This window comes from Bacillus sp. JZ39 (genome assembly GCF_053903145.1).
Genome location: NZ_CP096389.1, coordinates 812,313 through 827,700 on the forward strand (window position 1 = coordinate 812,313; position 15,388 = coordinate 827,700).

At 45.0% G+C, this 15,388-nt stretch carries 14 protein-coding genes; 8 read left to right on the forward strand and 6 right to left on the reverse strand.

Translation table 11 applies throughout. The features are described from left to right. Window positions 1-22 precede the first annotated feature (22 nt). The gene (gene map / locus M1D65_RS04155) at window positions 23-772 is read right to left on the reverse strand and encodes a type I methionyl aminopeptidase (protein ID WP_003233698.1); all 750 of its coding nucleotides are present in this window, start codon (window positions 770-772) and stop codon (window positions 23-25) included. A gap of 171 nt (window positions 773-943) precedes the next feature. On the opposite strand from map, the gene nagE reads away from it, so the two are divergent. After that, window positions 944-2,302 (forward strand): N-acetylglucosamine-specific PTS transporter subunit IIBC, encoded by a 1,359-nt coding sequence (gene nagE / locus M1D65_RS04160; protein WP_456270789.1) that lies wholly within the window; start codon window positions 944-946, stop codon window positions 2,300-2,302. 33 nt (window positions 2,303-2,335) lie between these two features. Here nagE and ltaS read toward each other — a convergent pair whose 3' ends face one another. Beyond that, window positions 2,336-4,285, reverse strand: a complete 1,950-nt coding sequence (ltaS, locus tag M1D65_RS04165) for a lipoteichoic acid synthase (RefSeq protein ID WP_003233694.1) — start codon at window positions 4,283-4,285, stop codon at window positions 2,336-2,338. A 100-nt stretch (window positions 4,286-4,385) separates the two neighbouring features. Between ltaS and M1D65_RS04170 the strand changes: the two genes are divergently transcribed. From M1D65_RS04170 to M1D65_RS04180, 3 genes are all read left to right on the forward strand, one after another. Continuing rightward, the gene (locus M1D65_RS04170) at window positions 4,386-4,523 is read left to right on the forward strand and encodes a hypothetical protein (RefSeq protein ID WP_072557053.1); all 138 of its coding nucleotides are present in this window, start codon (window positions 4,386-4,388) and stop codon (window positions 4,521-4,523) included. 18 nt (window positions 4,524-4,541) lie between these two features. Then, window positions 4,542-4,934, forward strand: coding sequence for a DnaJ family domain-containing protein (locus M1D65_RS04175; RefSeq protein ID WP_411226289.1), 393 nt, complete (start codon window positions 4,542-4,544; stop codon window positions 4,932-4,934). A 124-nt stretch (window positions 4,935-5,058) separates the two neighbouring features. Next, on the forward strand, window positions 5,059-6,474 hold the full coding sequence (locus M1D65_RS04180) for an alanine/glycine:cation symporter family protein (protein WP_015252561.1): 1,416 nt from the start codon (window positions 5,059-5,061) through the stop codon (window positions 6,472-6,474). On the opposite strand, the gene M1D65_RS04185 is transcribed toward M1D65_RS04180, so the two are convergent. From M1D65_RS04185 to M1D65_RS04200, 4 genes are read right to left on the reverse strand one after another with little or no spacing between them, the layout of a single operon-like run. Next, complete coding sequence (locus M1D65_RS04185) at window positions 6,471-7,547, reverse strand: endospore germination permease (protein WP_172861558.1); 1,077 nt, start codon at window positions 7,545-7,547, stop codon at window positions 6,471-6,473. The genes M1D65_RS04180 and M1D65_RS04185 overlap by 4 nt on opposite strands. A gap of 23 nt (window positions 7,548-7,570) precedes the next feature. Next, window positions 7,571-7,771, reverse strand: coding sequence for a hypothetical protein (locus tag M1D65_RS04190; protein WP_003233686.1), 201 nt, complete (start codon window positions 7,769-7,771; stop codon window positions 7,571-7,573). Between the two features lie 15 nt (window positions 7,772-7,786). Further along, window positions 7,787-8,941: a Ger(x)C family spore germination protein gene (locus M1D65_RS04195; protein ID WP_021481206.1), complete on the reverse strand. Its 1,155-nt coding sequence runs from the start codon at window positions 8,939-8,941 to the stop codon at window positions 7,787-7,789. Next, a complete protein-coding gene (locus M1D65_RS04200; protein ID WP_038829526.1) occupies window positions 8,922-10,463 on the reverse strand; it encodes a spore germination protein in 1,542 nt (513 codons plus the stop codon). Before M1D65_RS04200 ends, M1D65_RS04195 begins: the two co-directional genes overlap by 20 nt. A 188-nt stretch (window positions 10,464-10,651) precedes the next feature. Here M1D65_RS04200 and treP point away from each other — a divergent pair, with 188 nt between their 5' ends. The 4 genes from treP (at window position 10,652) to M1D65_RS04220 (ending at window position 15,362) form a co-directional block, all read left to right on the forward strand. Beyond that, a complete protein-coding gene (gene treP / locus M1D65_RS04205; RefSeq protein ID WP_003233682.1) occupies window positions 10,652-12,064 on the forward strand; it encodes a PTS system trehalose-specific EIIBC component in 1,413 nt (470 codons plus the stop codon). 70 nt (window positions 12,065-12,134) lie between these two features. Continuing rightward, the gene (gene treC, locus M1D65_RS04210; RefSeq protein ID WP_049140621.1) at window positions 12,135-13,820 is read left to right on the forward strand and encodes an alpha,alpha-phosphotrehalase; all 1,686 of its coding nucleotides are present in this window, start codon (window positions 12,135-12,137) and stop codon (window positions 13,818-13,820) included. A 20-nt stretch (window positions 13,821-13,840) separates the two neighbouring features. After that, window positions 13,841-14,557 (forward strand): trehalose operon repressor, encoded by a 717-nt coding sequence (treR, locus tag M1D65_RS04215; protein WP_003233679.1) that lies wholly within the window; start codon window positions 13,841-13,843, stop codon window positions 14,555-14,557. A 139-nt stretch (window positions 14,558-14,696) separates the two neighbouring features. Continuing rightward, window positions 14,697-15,362, forward strand: coding sequence for an NAD(P)H-dependent oxidoreductase (locus tag M1D65_RS04220; RefSeq protein WP_014476144.1), 666 nt, complete (start codon window positions 14,697-14,699; stop codon window positions 15,360-15,362). The last annotated feature ends 26 nt before the right edge of the window (window positions 15,363-15,388 follow it).

Sequence of the window (15,388 nt, forward strand, 5' to 3'; positions counted from 1 at the left end):
TGCCGGAAGCCCGGAATGTGTTTTACAGTTTCGTCAGGATAATCGGTTCATCTTTTGTGATGACGATCGTGTGTTCAACTTGGGCAACCATGCTTTTATCCGGCGTCTTGAACGTCCAGCCGTCTCCAGCTTCAACAATCGTTTCTGCTTTCGTTGAAATAAACGGTTCAAGCGCGATGACTGTGCCATTTTTGAACAGTGCGTTATCAAACGGATCATAATAGTTCATGATGTGGTTCGGCGCTTCATGCAGGCTTCGGCCGATTCCGTGGCCGGTCAGGGTTTTGATGACGGTAAAGCCTTGAGAGCGTGCTTCATGATAAACGGCTCTTCCGATCTGGTTTTGGCGCTTGCCCGCTTTTGCCTGCTGAAGCCCCTTTTGAAATGCGTTTTCCGCGCATTGGCAAAGCTTATGAAGGCGTTCTTCTCCTTCACCGAGCACAAATGAGATGCCTGTGTCGGAATAGAAGCCGCCAAATTCAGCGGAGATGTCGATGTTGACAAGGTCCCCTGCTTTTAAAATTTTGGATGTGCTTGGTATGCCGTGAGCCACTTCATCATTTACGCTGATGCATGTCACACCTGGAAAATCGTATTCCTTCTCAGGAGCTGAAACGGCGCCGTGCTCATCAAGCACAGCTTTTCCGATAAGGTCAAGGTCTTTTGTGCTCATGCCGGGCTCTGCCTTCCGCTTCATTTCTTCACGCGCAAGCGCGACGATTCTTCCGATTTTTTTCAGGCCTTCTAATTCTTGATCGTTTGTTACAATCATCTGTCATTCCCGCTTTCTTTTTAAATAATCTAGATTAAGCTTACCACAACTGTCTTAAAAATAGGAAACACCCGGACCTGGGAAAAAAGAAATACCCCCGGGAAAATTGGTATAGATCACTAGATATCTTATATGGTATATTTGAAAAAAAAGGGTATGAGGGGGATGGGTATGCTTTCATTTTTACAAAAACTCGGGAAGTCATTTATGCTCCCGATTGCGGTTCTGCCTGCGGTTGGAATTATCCTTGCGCTTGGCAGAGAGGATGTATTTAATATCCCGTTTGTCTATCAGGCGGGGACGGCGGTTTTTGATCATCTGCCGCTTATTTTTGCGATCGGAATTGCCATCGGCATTTCAAAAGACAGCAATGGGGCCGCGGGTTTATCAGGGGCGATATCGTATCTGATGCTTGACGCGGCAACAAAGACAATTGATAAAACAAATAACATGGCGGTGTTTGGGGGAATTATTGCCGGTTTAATTGCCGGTTACACCTATAACCGCTTCAAGGATACCAAGCTGCCTGAATATCTCGGGTTCTTCAGTGGCAGACGGCTTGTGCCGATTATAACAGCCATTATTACGATCATTTTAGCGGGCATATTCGGAGTCGTCTGGCCGCCGATTCAATCGTGTATAAACTCGTTTGGAGAGTGGATGCTCGGGCTCGGCGGCATCGGGGCAGGCATATTCGGCCTATTCAACAGGCTGTTAATTCCGCTTGGCCTTCACCATGTGCTGAACAATATTTTCTGGTTCCAATTTGGAGAATATAACGGAGTGACAGGGGATCTGGCGCGCTTTTTCGCGAAAGATCCGACAGCGGGCACATATATGACCGGATTCTTCCCAATCATGATGTTCGGTCTTCCGGCGGCGTGTCTGGCTATGGTTGTGACTGCGAAGCCGTCTAAACGGAAAGCGACGGCTGGAATGATGATTGGATTTGCTTTAACAGCGTTTATCACAGGGATTACGGAGCCGATTGAGTTTGCATTTATGTTTTTATCTCCGCTTTTATACGCTGTTCACGCGGTCTTAACCGGGTTATCTTTATTTATCGTCAACTGGCTCGGCATCCGTTCAGGCTTTTCTTTTTCAGCTGGAGCTATCGATTATGTGCTCAGCTATGGAATCGCAGAAAAACCGCTGCTTCTGCTTTTGTTAGGTATATGCTATGCGGCAGTATACTTTATCGTGTTTTATGTACTGATTAAGGCTTTGAATTTAAAAACGCCTGGACGGGAAGACGATGATGTAGATGAAGTGCTGGATGAAAATACTGTTCAGGATGTAAATGAAAACATCATGCTGAAAGGGCTCGGCGGAAAAGAAAACCTTCAAACCATTGATCATTGCGCCACAAGGCTGCGACTGACTGTGAAGGATACCGCTTTGGTGGATGAAGCGCTACTAAAGAAAGCAGGCGCAAAAGGGGTTGTCAAATCAGGCGGGCAATCGGTTCAAGTCATTATTGGCCCGAATGTGGAATTTGCGGCGGAAGAATTGAGGGCTGCTGTCAAATAAAAAAAGCGGAGAGGGCAACCTCTCCGCTTTTTCTTATTTATCTTCGTTATCCTTTGACGTTTCGGAAGAATCTTCGTCATGTTTTGTGTAATCATAATCAGAAGGATTCACCTTCTTAAAACCTTTCGGCTCGTAGAACCGCAGCAGGTCTCCGTTTATGATTTTATCGGACATTTCAAGTTCCTTCTTGACGAGCGAGTCTTCTGACTTGTCGACTTCGGATTCATCGAGTTCTTTTCCGGTTTTCGTGTCGTAATACTTACCGGATATTTTCGTGTACTTCGGTGAAATAAAGTCTCCGTTTCGGAACGGAATCACTTCACGGTGTTCTTTCGATAAAATATCAGACCCGGACATCAGATAGTCCTTCGTATCCACTCCGAGCAGATGCAGAATGGTAGGAGCCACATCAACGTCTCCGGCATATTTATGAACTTTCTCGCCCTTCACGCCGGCAGCGTGGATAAAGAGCGGCACCCGTTGAAGCTGGGCGTTGTCGTAATCAGTGATTTCATCCTTGCCAAGCACTTTTGCCATCGCTTTATTGTGGTTTTCAGAGATGCCGTAGTGGTCTCCGTACATCACAATAATCGATTTATCATATAACCCGTCTTTTTTCAGATCATTGAAGAATTGTTCAATGGACTGATCAAGGTAATGGGCTGACTGGAAGTAGTTATCGACGACAGAGTCACCAAAGTCTCCAGCCGGGAAGTCTGTATCCCCCTCATCCATTCCGAATGGGAAGTGGTTAGACAGGGTAATGAACTTCGTATAGAACGGCTGCGGCAGGCTTTCCAGCAGCGGCATTGATTCTTTGAAGAACGGTTTGTCTTTCATGCCGTAGTTTTTCGTGTTTTCTTCGTTCATGTCATAGTAAGCAGAATCAAAGAATTTATCAATGCCTTCCGCTTTGTACATTTCGTTACGGTTCCAGAACGTCTGCGTGTTCCCGTGGAAAGTAGCAGATGTGTAATTCTTAGACTTCAGAATCGCCGGAACGGATTGCAGCGTGTTTTGTGCTTTGTTTACGAAAACTGAACCTTGAGCCAGCGGGTACAGAGAGTTTTCCATCATAAATTCAGCATCAGATGTTTTACCTTGTCCCGTTTGGTGGAAAAAGTTATCAAAGTAGAACGTTTCGTTATCATGTGCCAGTTTATTTAAGAACGGTGTCACTTCTTTGCCGTCAATTTTATAGTCGATAATAAATGACTGCAAAGATTCAAGTGAAACGTAAATGACGTTTTTTCCTTCCGCTTTGCCGAAATACACGTTATTCGGCACATCGTAATTGGCTTTCATGTAGTTTTCCACTTCCGTCACGTCGCTGGAATCGGCAAGCGCGCGCTGGCTGTTGGACTTGATATTCTGTACAGCGTCATAAATCGTGAAATTGTATGTTCCCAAGTATTTCACAAGATAGTTCCGGTCGAATGATCTTGTCAGCAATTCAGGACGGTCTGATTCCGCAACTGCCAGGTTGATCAAGAACACAAGAATTGAAGACGCAAAAATAATTCGGAACGATTTTTTGCTTGACGTTTCGGCAGGCTTGTTTACTTTGATCGCCAAGATGATCAGGATGATCGTATCGATAAAGTAAAAGGCGTCAGTCGGTCTCATCAGCGAAAATGCGCTGTCACCGAGTTGGCCGCCGTTTGTTTTAGCCTGCATAATGACCGGAATTGTAATAAAATCATTGAAAAATCTGTAGTACACAATGTTTGCGTACAGTAAAAAAGACATTAAAAAATGAATCACTATAATGGCTGTCTGCTGTAATTTTTTCTTGAACAAGAGTCCAAAGCCAAGAAAGAACAAGCTTGAGCTAAGAGGATTCACAAAAAGCAATATTTTTTGTATCGTGTTGTCTATTCCCAAGTTGAAGTTCAGGACATAACCGACATACGTTTTGATCCATAACAGGACGACCGCGATTAAGAAGAAGGCCAGTCCTCTTTCTTTTATAAATGTTTTCATTGTTACACTCCTTTTTTCCGATCCAGTTCGAGCGAAACGATAGAAAAAACGAACGTATCCAATATAACACGAATCAGCAGATTAGAAAAGTGAAAATCGTATGATGGAGAAAGTGGCGAAAAACGCCGTCGAATCAACGTTTCGCTTTGATATTACCAAATGTAAAACAAGGTATCTTTCTAGAAATAAAGGAATAAAATGGTACATTGAGAATTGTATGATAAAATATAAGGTATAGATAAAAAGAGGTGAAATGATGGATTTTTCCCATATTGTGTCTGAAGATAAAATTAAGCGCGCCATCAAAGACGGGGATTTTCAAAACCTCCTGGGAATGGGAAAGCCGCTGCCGAAGGATGACGCGGCACACTTGCCGGAATCGCTGCGCATGGGCTATCGTATTTTGAAAAACGCGGGAATGGCAGAGGACGAGGGCGCGCTCAAAAAAGAGCTTATGACCATCGACCATTTAATCGAAAAGTGCTATGACGAAAAAGAACGCGAGCAATTAATCAGAAAAAAATCTGAAAAACAATTGCTGCTTGATAAGCTTGTCGACAAAAAAGGCATGTTTTCAAAGCCAGCATCCGCTTTTTATAAGAATAAAGTATATGACCGGCTTGGACGAAACAGACCTTCTTCCAGCTGATTTGTCTTGTCTGCAGGATGGCGTTTGTTAAAAGCCATCCTTTTTATGGTCCAAGTTCTATGTCAAAAGGTTTATGTTTTTCCATCTATGGGAAATGACCCATAAACGAAAAAAGGGTGATGGGATGGAACGACTATTAGTATGGATAGAGCATATATCTGATTGGCTGTGGGGTCCGCCGCTAATCATCCTGCTGACGGGGACGGGGTTGTATTTCACTATTTTGCTGAAAGGTTTTCAATTTCGCTATCCTTTATACATTTTCAAACAGACAATCGGCAGCGTAGGAAAAAAACCGAAGGGAGAGGGCACAGTCACACCGCTTCAGGCATTGACCTCAGCCCTCAGTTCAACGATCGGTGCAGCGAACATTGTCGGTGTGCCCGCCGCTATTATGTTTGGAGGACCAGGAGCGGTTTTTTGGATGTGGCTTATTGCCTTATTTGCCATGGCGATTAAGTTTTCTGAAAGTGTTCTTGCTGTTCATTACAGAGAAAAAAATGAGCAGGGTGAATACGTCGGGGGACCGATGTATTACATAACAAAAGGGCTCCGCATGAAATGGCTCGGCGTATTCTTCTCTGTTGCGCTGATTGTGGAGCTGATCCCGAGCATTATGGTTCAGGGAAATTCGGTTTCAGTCTCGCTTGCCGAGACGTTTTCTTTCAATAAAATATACGCAGGAATCGGAATTGCATTTTTGATCGGCTTAGTGGTGATAGGAGGGGTAAAGCGGATCGGAAAAGTAACAGAGTTTGTCGTACCTCTTATGGCAGGGGCATACGCGGGAGCCGGTCTCCTGATTGTTCTCATGAATCTATCATCAGTGCCGGCGTTTTTCTCTCTCGTTTTTTCAAATGCGTTTACCTCTTCTTCAGCAGTTGGAGGGTTCGCAGGTGCTGCGTTGGCGGAAACCGTTCGCTGGGGATTTGCCCGCGGGCTTTATTCTAATGAAGCCGGAATGGGAACAGCCCCGATTGCACATGCGGCAGCAATGACTGATCATCCTGTGCGGCAAGGGTTTTGGTCTGTGATCGGCATTGTCATTGACACCTTGATCATCTGCACGACCACCGCTTTTGTCGTTCTTGCATCTGGTGTCTGGACAGGGAAGAACGCCTCAATTGACCCGGCAGCACTGACGACGGCTGCATTTCAGCATTATTTCGGTTCTGGCGGAGGGTACTTCGTTTCGGTTTCCCTAGTCTTCTTTGTCGTATCAACCATTATGGTTGTCATTTTTTACGGCGTAAAGCAAGCTGAATTTCTGTTCGGGCGGCTGGCAGGACACGTGATTAAATTCGTTTATTTAGCGGCTATTATCATAGGTGCCGCAGGCGGAGCAAAAGCCATTTGGGGCTTTTTGGACTTAGCATTGGCTTTTATTCTCGTCCCAAATGTGATTGCGCTGTTGTTATTGAGCAGAAAGGTAAAAGCGCTGTACACCGAATTCTTTACATCTGAACAGTACTACCTGAAAGATATAAGAAAAACAAAACAGAATCCTGTTTATCAAACAAAAGAAGCTAAAAACTCCTAGTGCTTTGCTTTGGCGCCGAACAACGCTTTGCTTTTTATGATCAAATAAATGAGTAAAGGCAGCAAAAGAGAAATCACTACATTAATGATTGGTTTGATTCTGTTAAAGTCGATTAGCTGATTTGTATTTAAAAAGAACCAAAAGCTGCATACGACTGAGAACATGCCGATTGGTGTATACATGGCTTTCGGGTCGATTTTTGAGTGTAAAAACGAAAGGCCGTATACCACGATATATAGGGAACCTGCTATCTTCACCATAATGACCGGAATCCAAAAGGCCGCGATGATCAGGTCTGAGCGATCCAGAAAATCCGTAATGCGGATCTGCCTGATGACCATATAAGCAGGATCAAAGAAAGTAGATGTCAGGTTGGGACCAAAGACAGAAATTGAAGAAAATAACATCACGGCCAGCAATAAAGCGCCCAGCAGTATCGCGGAAATGGTGTATTTTAGCGGGACGCTCCGGTTTGAGAAGAGAAGCGGAAGGATAATCAATTCCCCCATTGTCCCAAACGCGTAATAGCCTGATTGAAGATATGGGATTAGACCTTCAAAAACAGGCGTCAAGTTTTGAAGCTCAATTTGTGTGGCCAGCGTAAATGGAAGGAACAAGACCAGGATGCCGAATGGAAATAGGAATATCTGCGCCATTCTGGTCAATGTTTCTTTTCCCTCTCTGGCAATACAGATCGCCACAAAGATAATAACACCGCCAAGAACAGCCATTGGTGTTCTCGGGAGAAATAAAATGTTAATCAAATTGATGAAAAAACGTATATCATGAGCATTGATTAACAGGAAATACAAAGAAAACAGTAAAATGATAATCCGGCCTGCGATTGGTGAGGAATCGCTCAGCAGCTGATAGATATTTTTATCCTGATGCTTTTTCATCAGCCTATGCATCAGCCAGAGTGCCGGAATCACGATGACAACGCCGAGGATGTAGCTGTGCCAGGCATTTTGTTTTGCTGATTCGATCATGAGAATCGGAGCATGCTTTAATCCGACCGCTAACGTATACAGAGCTCCGAAAAATAATCCTTGGTATGCAGAGGTCTTGTCCATAAAGCACATCCTTTCTGTCATGTTCAAAACGGAATATATTTAAACAGGTGCCCCAGCCGCGGAAGCAGGGGATTCACTCTCATATAAATCCATAGAAAAGCACTTCCTGCAATTAGCAGGCTGAAGGCCCATTTTGTTAGATTGTTAGCGGAACGAAAATTCTTCCATTCATATGCGTATATGGCAATGCACACAATCAATGTCTGTACGATATAGCTGATCATGCTGACGCACCTCCATTAATGGCTGATCGTTTTGTATAGGACACCGCCCTGCTCAATCGTCACAATTGGGACGACGTGAACCTCCATATCCTTATATACCTCTTCCCATTCCTTTTTCAGCAGATTCTTCGTGGTTGCCGTGCTTCTGATGGTCCTGTCTTGAAAGCCGGCCGGGTCCGCCTTTAGCTTTTGCAAACGATGAACGGTGCTGATCACGTCCTTCTTTATGGTTCTGTTTAATGCTTTTTGAATGATGTAATACTGGTCAGTTTCTCTCGTCTCATAGGTTGATTGGTTTTCCATAATAATTCCTTTGGCTCTGATCTCGATTGTCATTGACAGCTTTCCGTTTTTTTCAGCGGCATGAAAGGATGAATTGGACTTTTGAAGCTGAATGGATGCTTGTCCCATTTGATTCGGCAGGTCTACTATGAATTCTGGCTGGCGGGCTTGATTAAGCAACATCAGGGCTGCTGTCATGTGTTCATCTTTGAAAATATCCATCAATCTGTCCTTTTTAAAGATCGCAAGCCCGTCAATTTTCAAATTAGATTTGCCTTTCCCTCCAGGTTTTGTTTTAGATGCAGAGATGACCGGTGCATACGGATCACTGCCTATTTCTACTAGATCAGACATGAATCTGCTTAAGAAAACGGGGCGGCTCGTTGCGATAATGGCCAGCTCCCGAATCATTTCCGCCGGAAACTGTTCAAGCTGAACATCGGTGTTTAAAATGTCCCGCGCTTCTCCCCGGCTGACTAAAATGAGCGCCGTTAATCTGTTCTGCGGATTTCGCGTTAAAATATCAAAGACTGGGGCAACGCCGTCTCTCGCCATATCCTCTCCAATAATGACTGTACGTCTGTGGGACGTATTGATTGTCCGTGACAAGGAGGTTTGCAGCTTGTTGTTCGCTTCTCTGATCGTAGTGCCGGAAGCTGAATCAACATACCATGTTTTTGAACCGGCAGTTCCGCCGCCGCCCCCTGTTTGTCCGCCTAATTGACCGACCAAGGGAATCTGCATGGCCACTCGATACTGATCTTTTTTCTTATCAATGGCTGAGCTGACAACAAATGCAATGTCATTGATTTCTGTCCGGTCCCAGCACCCCGTTAGAAGGATACAAATGAGAAGCGGCAAAACACACTTATATATTGTTTTCTTCATCTTTTGGGTCCTCTCTTTTCGCTCCCTTCTGTCCGTTGCCGCGCGAATACGTGCCCGGCCTTCTGGTCATCGTCCACCAAGGCGCCCTGACAAAAATATCTTTTACTTCATCTCGTTTAAACGGAGAAATCCCGGATAAATAAGGAATGCCGAAAGATTGCAGCTTGCATAAATGAAGCACTAAGATAATCGTGCCGAGCATAATGCCGAATATCCCAAAAATACTTGCCAAAAACATAAGCGGGAAACGAAGCATCCTGATGGAGATAGCTAAGTTAAACCGCGGAATTGTAAATGACGCGATCCCTGTTAACGATACGATGATCACCATGGGGGCAGACACAATTCCCGCTTCAACAGCGGCTGTCCCAATGACTAGGGCCCCGAGAATACTGACGGTCTGGCCGATGGTTTTCGGCAGGCGCACTCCCGCCTCACGGAGAGCCTCAAAAGAAATTTCCATAATCAATGCTTCTATGATGGCGGGGAAAGGAATCGGTTCACGCGCGGAGGCCACACTGAACATTAAGTTTGTCGGCATTAAGTCCTGATGGTATGTAATAACGGCAACATAAATAGCCGGCAAATATAAAGCAACGAATAAAAACATATAGCGAAGCCAGCGGATTAAGTTAGACATCAAATAACGCTCATAGTAATCTTCACTGGCCTGCATAAGCTGCCAAAACGTAATCGGGCCTGTTAAGACAAAGGGCGTATTATCTGTGAAAATGGCAAATCGGCCTTCGAGAAGCTGGGCGGCGACGGTGTCCGGCCTTTCTGTGTATTGCAGCTGGGGGAATGGCGAGTACGTGTCGTCTTCGATAAATTCTTCAATATATCCGCTTTCTAAGACAGCATCAATCTTTATCTTTTTGATTCTTTTTTTTGCTTTGTCAATGACCTTTGGATCGGCAAGCCCGTCAATATAGGCCAAGACAACATCTGTTTTGGTTTTTGTGCCGATTTTAAATGAGATCATTTTAAGCTGAAACGTTTTGACGCGAAACCGCACAAGAGCGGTATTGACCCTGAGGCTTTCTGTGAAGCCCTCTCTTGACCCTCTGATGGTCGATTCTGTTATCGGCTCTTCAATGCTTCTTCTTTGTCCGCCTTTTATATTTAAGATCAGGCCTTTTGAGTGCCCGTCGGCAAATAAAACCGCGTTCCCCTCAATGATGGATGCAGCCACTTTGCTCATACTCGTTTCTATTGCAACACTTGAAATTGATAGAGTATTTTGCAGCGCCTCTTCATGTTCATCTATTTGATCCGTCAAATGCATTAAGAAAGGGCGGAGGGCGTGATCCTGAATATGTTCAGATTTTACAATTCCTTCGATATAAACAATAAATCCGCACAGCCCGTTTCCAAAGTCAAATTGTCTAAATACGATGTCTGAGCAGTCTTCTGTTAATAAGGTCAGATTATCGAGGTTTTCCTTCAAATTGGGAGAGATCGGCCTGTCCTGATTGTCTTCAAGCTCTTTGATGAGCTGAAGCGCTTTGTCGCGTTTATTCATAGAGACTCACCCTGCTTTTTAATGTCACAATAAGTGCTTGTGACTTTTAGGGTAACCTTGTCTGTTTCATATATTCCAGACTAGGATGAAAGCGCTATAAAAAAGTGTTGACTACCTGTATATACAGGAATACAATATGATTATAAGTTGTATATACAAGTTATAAAAACGGATACGGAGGGGTTGGCATGGGGGAACTGAACAAATCGGCACGTCAGATTGTCGAAGCAGTCGGCGGTGCTGAAAATATTGCAGCGGCAACTCATTGTGTTACACGTTTGCGTTTTGCTTTAATAGATGAAAGCAAGGTTGACCAAGAGATGCTTGATCAAATTGATGTGGTAAAGGGATCATTCTCGACAAACGGACAGTTTCAGGTCGTAATCGGCCAGGGAACTGTCAACAAAGTATATGCTGAACTGGTCAAGGAAACGGGAATTGGCGAGTCAACAAAGGATGAAGTGAAAAAGGCCTCAGAAAAAAATATGAATCCTTTGCAGCGTGCTGTGAAAACGCTTGCAGACATTTTTATTCCAATATTGCCTGCGATTGTCACGGCGGGTCTTTTAATGGGGATCAATAACATTTTAACGGCGGAAGGCATTTTCTTCAGCACAAAATCGATTGTGCAGGTTTATCCGCAGTGGGCGGATCTTGCTAATATGATTAACCTGATTGCAGGCACGGCCTTTACGTTTTTGCCTGCGTTAATCGGATGGTCTGCCGTCAAGCGGTTCGGCGGCAATCCGCTTCTCGGCATTGTGCTCGGGGTTATGCTCGTGCATCCTGATTTGCTGAATGCGTGGGGATATGGCGCGGCAGAACAAAGCGGAGAGATCCCGGTATGGAATCTATTCGGCCTAGAGGTGCAGAAAGTCGGCTATCAGGGCCAGGTGCTCCCAATTTTGCTTGCTTCTTATATGCTGGCGAAGATTGAGGTATTTTTAACAAAACGCACACCTGAGGGCATACAGCTGCTCGTTGTCGCACCAATTACGCTTCTCTTAACAGGATTTGCCTCTTTTATCATTATCGGCCCGATTACATTTGCGATCGGTAATGTACTGACTTCAGGGCTTATCTCGGTGTTTGGTTCTTTTGCCGCACTGGGCGGTCTGTTATATGGCGGTTTCTACTCAGCGCTCGTGATTACCGGTATGCATCACACGTTTCTTGCAGTCGACCTGCAGCTCATCGGTTCAAAGCTCGGCGGCACCTTTTTATGGCCGATGCTGGCGCTTTCTAATATCGCACAAGGTTCGGCCGCTCTGGCCATGATGTTTATCGTGAAGGATGAGAAACAAAAAGGCCTCTCCCTCACATCAGGGATTTCTGCTTATCTTGGCATTACAGAGCCTGCCATCTTTGGGGTGAATCTGCGATACAGATTTCCGTTTATCATTGCAATGGTCAGCTCTGGCCTGGCCGGAATGTATATTTCTTCTCAAGGTGTGCTGGCAAGCTCCGTCGGTGTCGGCGGTGTGCCGGGGATTTTCTCAATCATGAGCCAGTACTGGGGCGCGTTTGCAATCGGGATGGCTATTGTATTGATCGTGCCGTTTGCCGGAACATACGCGTATGCGAGATTCAAACATAAATAACAAATGGGGAGCGGGACGTGTTGAACGTTCCCTTTTCCCGTTTTCAATTTAAATATGGTGGTGGAAACAGATGAAAACAGAACAAACGCCATGGTGGAAAAAAGCTGTGGTTTATCAAATTTATCCGAAAAGCTTTAACGATACGACAGGAAACGGTGTCGGCGATCTGAACGGCATTATTGAAAAGCTTGATTACTTAAAAACACTTCAGGTGGATGTGCTTTGGCTGACGCCGATTTATGATTCTCCGCAACATGATAATGGGTACGATATTCGTGATTATTACTCGATTTATCCTGAATACGGAACGATGGAGGATTTTGAGCGGCTAGTGTCCGAAGCACATAAAAGAGACCTGAAAGTCGTCATGGATCTTGTTGTCAATCATACGTCAACAGAGCACAAATGGTTTCGCGAGGCGATCTCTTCAATAGACAGCCCGTACCGTGATTTTTATATATGGAAAGACCCGCAGGAAAACGGTTCTGTTCCGACGAACTGGGAATCGAAATTCGGCGGCTCGGCATGGGAGCTTGACGAAGCATCAGGCCAATACTATTTGCATCTGTTTGATGTGACGCAGGCTGATTTGAATTGGGAAAATGAAGAGGTCAGAAAGCATGTCTATGACATGATGCATTTTTGGTTTGAAAAGGGAATAGACGGCTTTAGGCTTGATGTCATCAACCTGATTTCTAAAGATCAGCGCTTTCCGAATGCGGAGGAAGGCGACGGCCGCTCTTTTTACACTGACGGGCCGCGGGTACACGAATTTCTGCATGAAATGAACGAAAAGGTGTTTTCGCATTACGACAGCATGACGGTCGGTGAGATGTCTTCAACAACCGTAGACCACTGTATCCGGTATACGAATCCTGACAATAAAGAACTTGATATGACATTCAGCTTCCATCATCTCAAGGTTGACTATCCTAACGGCGAAAAATGGGCCTTGGCGCCGTTTGACTTTTTGAAGCTGAAGGAGATCCTATCCGACTGGCAAACGGGGATGCACGCAGGAGGGGGATGGAACGCTCTGTTCTGGTGCAATCATGATCAGCCGCGCGTTGTATCAAGATATGGAGATGATGGCGCATATAGGGTGAAATCGGCGAAAATGCTTGCTACGGCCATTCATATGATGCAGGGCACGCCTTATATTTATCAGGGCGAGGAGCTGGGGATGACGAATCCGAAGTTTACTGACATAAGCTCCTATCGGGATGTCGAATCGCTGAACATGTATCACGCCTTTAAGGAAAAAGGAATGGCTGATCAAGAGATTACAGCCATTTTACAGGCGAAATCCCGTGACAATTCCAGAACCCCCGTTCAGTGGGATGCTACGGAGAATGGCGGTTTTACAACGGGCACACCATGGATACCGGTTGCAGGAAATTACCGGGAAATCAATGCTGAAGCGGCGCTGAGGGATCAGAATTCGGTGTTTTACCATTATCAAAAATTGATTCAGATTCGCAAAATGTATGACATTGTGACAGAGGGTACGTATGAGATAATCGCAAAGGATGACCCGAACATTTTTGCGTATCTCAGACACGGCAGCAATGAAAAGCTGCTCGTGATCAATAATTTTTACGGGACAGAGGCGGCCTTTACACTGCCGGACTCTTTAGCGCCTGACGAATGGAAGGCAGAGGTGCTGTTGACGAACGATGAAGCAAGGGAAGGGCTTCAGAACATGACGCTTCGCCCGTATGAGTCCATTGTTTATCGTTTAACGAAACCGTGTTAAACTAAGCTGGGTGGTCCATAATGAAGGTGAATAAATTCATCACAATTTATAAAGACATCGCACAGCAAATTGAAGGCGGCCGATGGAAAGCGGAGGAGATTCTTCCGTCTGAACATGAGTTGACCGCACAGTACGGTACATCAAGAGAAACGGTCCGAAAGGCGCTTCATATGCTCGCGCAAAACGGTTATATCCAGAAAATCAGGGGAAAAGGCTCCGTCGTGCTCAATCGTGAAAAAATGCAGTTTCCCGTTTCGGGCCTTGTCAGCTTCAAGGAGCTCGCGCAAACGCTTGGCAAAGAAACGAAAACAACTGTACACAAATTCGGGCTGGAGCCTCCGTCAGAGCTGATCCAAAAACAGCTCCGGGCCAATCTGGATGACGACATCTGGGAAGTCATCAGGTCTAGAAAGATTGACGGGGAACATGTGATTTTGGACAAGGATTACTTTTTCAGAAAGCATGTCCCTCACTTGACGAAAGAAATTTGTGAAAACTCCATATATGAATATATAGAAGGAGAGCTCGGTCTTTCGATCAGTTACGCCCAAAAAGAAATTGTCGCCGAGCCGTGTACGGACGAGGACAGAGAGCTGCTCGATTTACGCGGCTATGACCATATGGTCGTGGTGAGAAACTACGTCTTTTTGGAGGATACCAGTTTGTTTCAATATACGGAAAGCAGACACCGTCTCGACAAATTCCGATTTGTTGATTTTGCGCGGCGGGGGAAATGAGAGAGGCGCCTGCCTGCGGCAGCGCGCTTTTTTGTTTGGTATCAAAATTGATACTATCCAACAAAAATGTGCGTACTTTTACTTTTTATCATAATGGCTACAATAGAGATGAGAGTAACCTAAAGGAGAGGTGTTTTACATGGCAGATCTAAAGAAACAAATTCTGGATGCATACAATTTCAGGCATGCGACTAAGGAATTTGACCCGAATAAAAAAGTGTCAGACAGCGATTTTGAATTTATTTTAGAAACAGGAAGACTGTCTCCGAGCTCACTCGGCCTTGAGCCTTGGAAATTTGTCGTCGTCCAAAATCCGGAGTTCCGCGAGAAGCTTCGTGAATACACATGGGGCGCGCAAAAGCAGCTGCCGACCGCAAGCCATTTCGTCCTGATTCTTGCGCGTACAGCGAAGGATATCAAATATAATGCGGACTACATCAAACGTCATTTAAAAGAAGTAAAACAAATGCCGCAAGACGTGTACGAAGGCTATTTAAGCAAAACAGAAGAATTCCAGAAAAACGATTTGCATTTGCTTGAAAGTGACAGAACATTGTTTGACTGGGCATCAAAACAAACCTATATCGCGCTTGGCAACATGATGACTGCCGCTGCGCAAATCGGTGTTGATTCCTGCCCGATAGAAGGCTTCCAGTACGATCACATTCACCGTATTCTTGAAGAAGAAGGCCTTCTGGAAAACGGAAGCTTCGATATTTCTGTGATGGTGGCATTTGGCTACCGAGTGAGAGACCCTCGTCCGAAAACAAGATCTGCTGTTGAAGATGTTGTGAAGTGGGTTTAAATAAAGAAAGCTGCTCGCTTAGCGAG

Coding starts and splice junctions, on each gene's coding strand:
- map (WP_003233698.1), bottom strand. CDS start 772: ATGATTGTAACAAACGATCAAGAATTAGAAGGCCTGAAAAAAATCGGA.
- nagE (WP_456270789.1), top strand. CDS start 944: ATGCTTTCATTTTTACAAAAACTCGGGAAGTCATTTATGCTCCCGATT.
- ltaS (WP_003233694.1), bottom strand. CDS start 4,285: ATGAAAACATTTATAAAAGAAAGAGGACTGGCCTTCTTCTTAATCGCG.
- M1D65_RS04170 (WP_072557053.1), top strand. CDS start 4,386: ATGATGGAGAAAGTGGCGAAAAACGCCGTCGAATCAACGTTTCGCTTT.
- M1D65_RS04175 (WP_411226289.1), top strand. CDS start 4,542: ATGGATTTTTCCCATATTGTGTCTGAAGATAAAATTAAGCGCGCCATC.
- M1D65_RS04180 (WP_015252561.1), top strand. CDS start 5,059: ATGGAACGACTATTAGTATGGATAGAGCATATATCTGATTGGCTGTGG.
- M1D65_RS04185 (WP_172861558.1), bottom strand. CDS start 7,547: ATGGACAAGACCTCTGCATACCAAGGATTATTTTTCGGAGCTCTGTAT.
- M1D65_RS04190 (WP_003233686.1), bottom strand. CDS start 7,771: ATGATCAGCTATATCGTACAGACATTGATTGTGTGCATTGCCATATAC.
- M1D65_RS04195 (WP_021481206.1), bottom strand. CDS start 8,941: ATGAAGAAAACAATATATAAGTGTGTTTTGCCGCTTCTCATTTGTATC.
- M1D65_RS04200 (WP_038829526.1), bottom strand. CDS start 10,463: ATGAATAAACGCGACAAAGCGCTTCAGCTCATCAAAGAGCTTGAAGAC.
- treP (WP_003233682.1), top strand. CDS start 10,652: ATGGGGGAACTGAACAAATCGGCACGTCAGATTGTCGAAGCAGTCGGC.
- treC (WP_049140621.1), top strand. CDS start 12,135: ATGAAAACAGAACAAACGCCATGGTGGAAAAAAGCTGTGGTTTATCAA.
- treR (WP_003233679.1), top strand. CDS start 13,841: ATGAAGGTGAATAAATTCATCACAATTTATAAAGACATCGCACAGCAA.
- M1D65_RS04220 (WP_014476144.1), top strand. CDS start 14,697: ATGGCAGATCTAAAGAAACAAATTCTGGATGCATACAATTTCAGGCAT.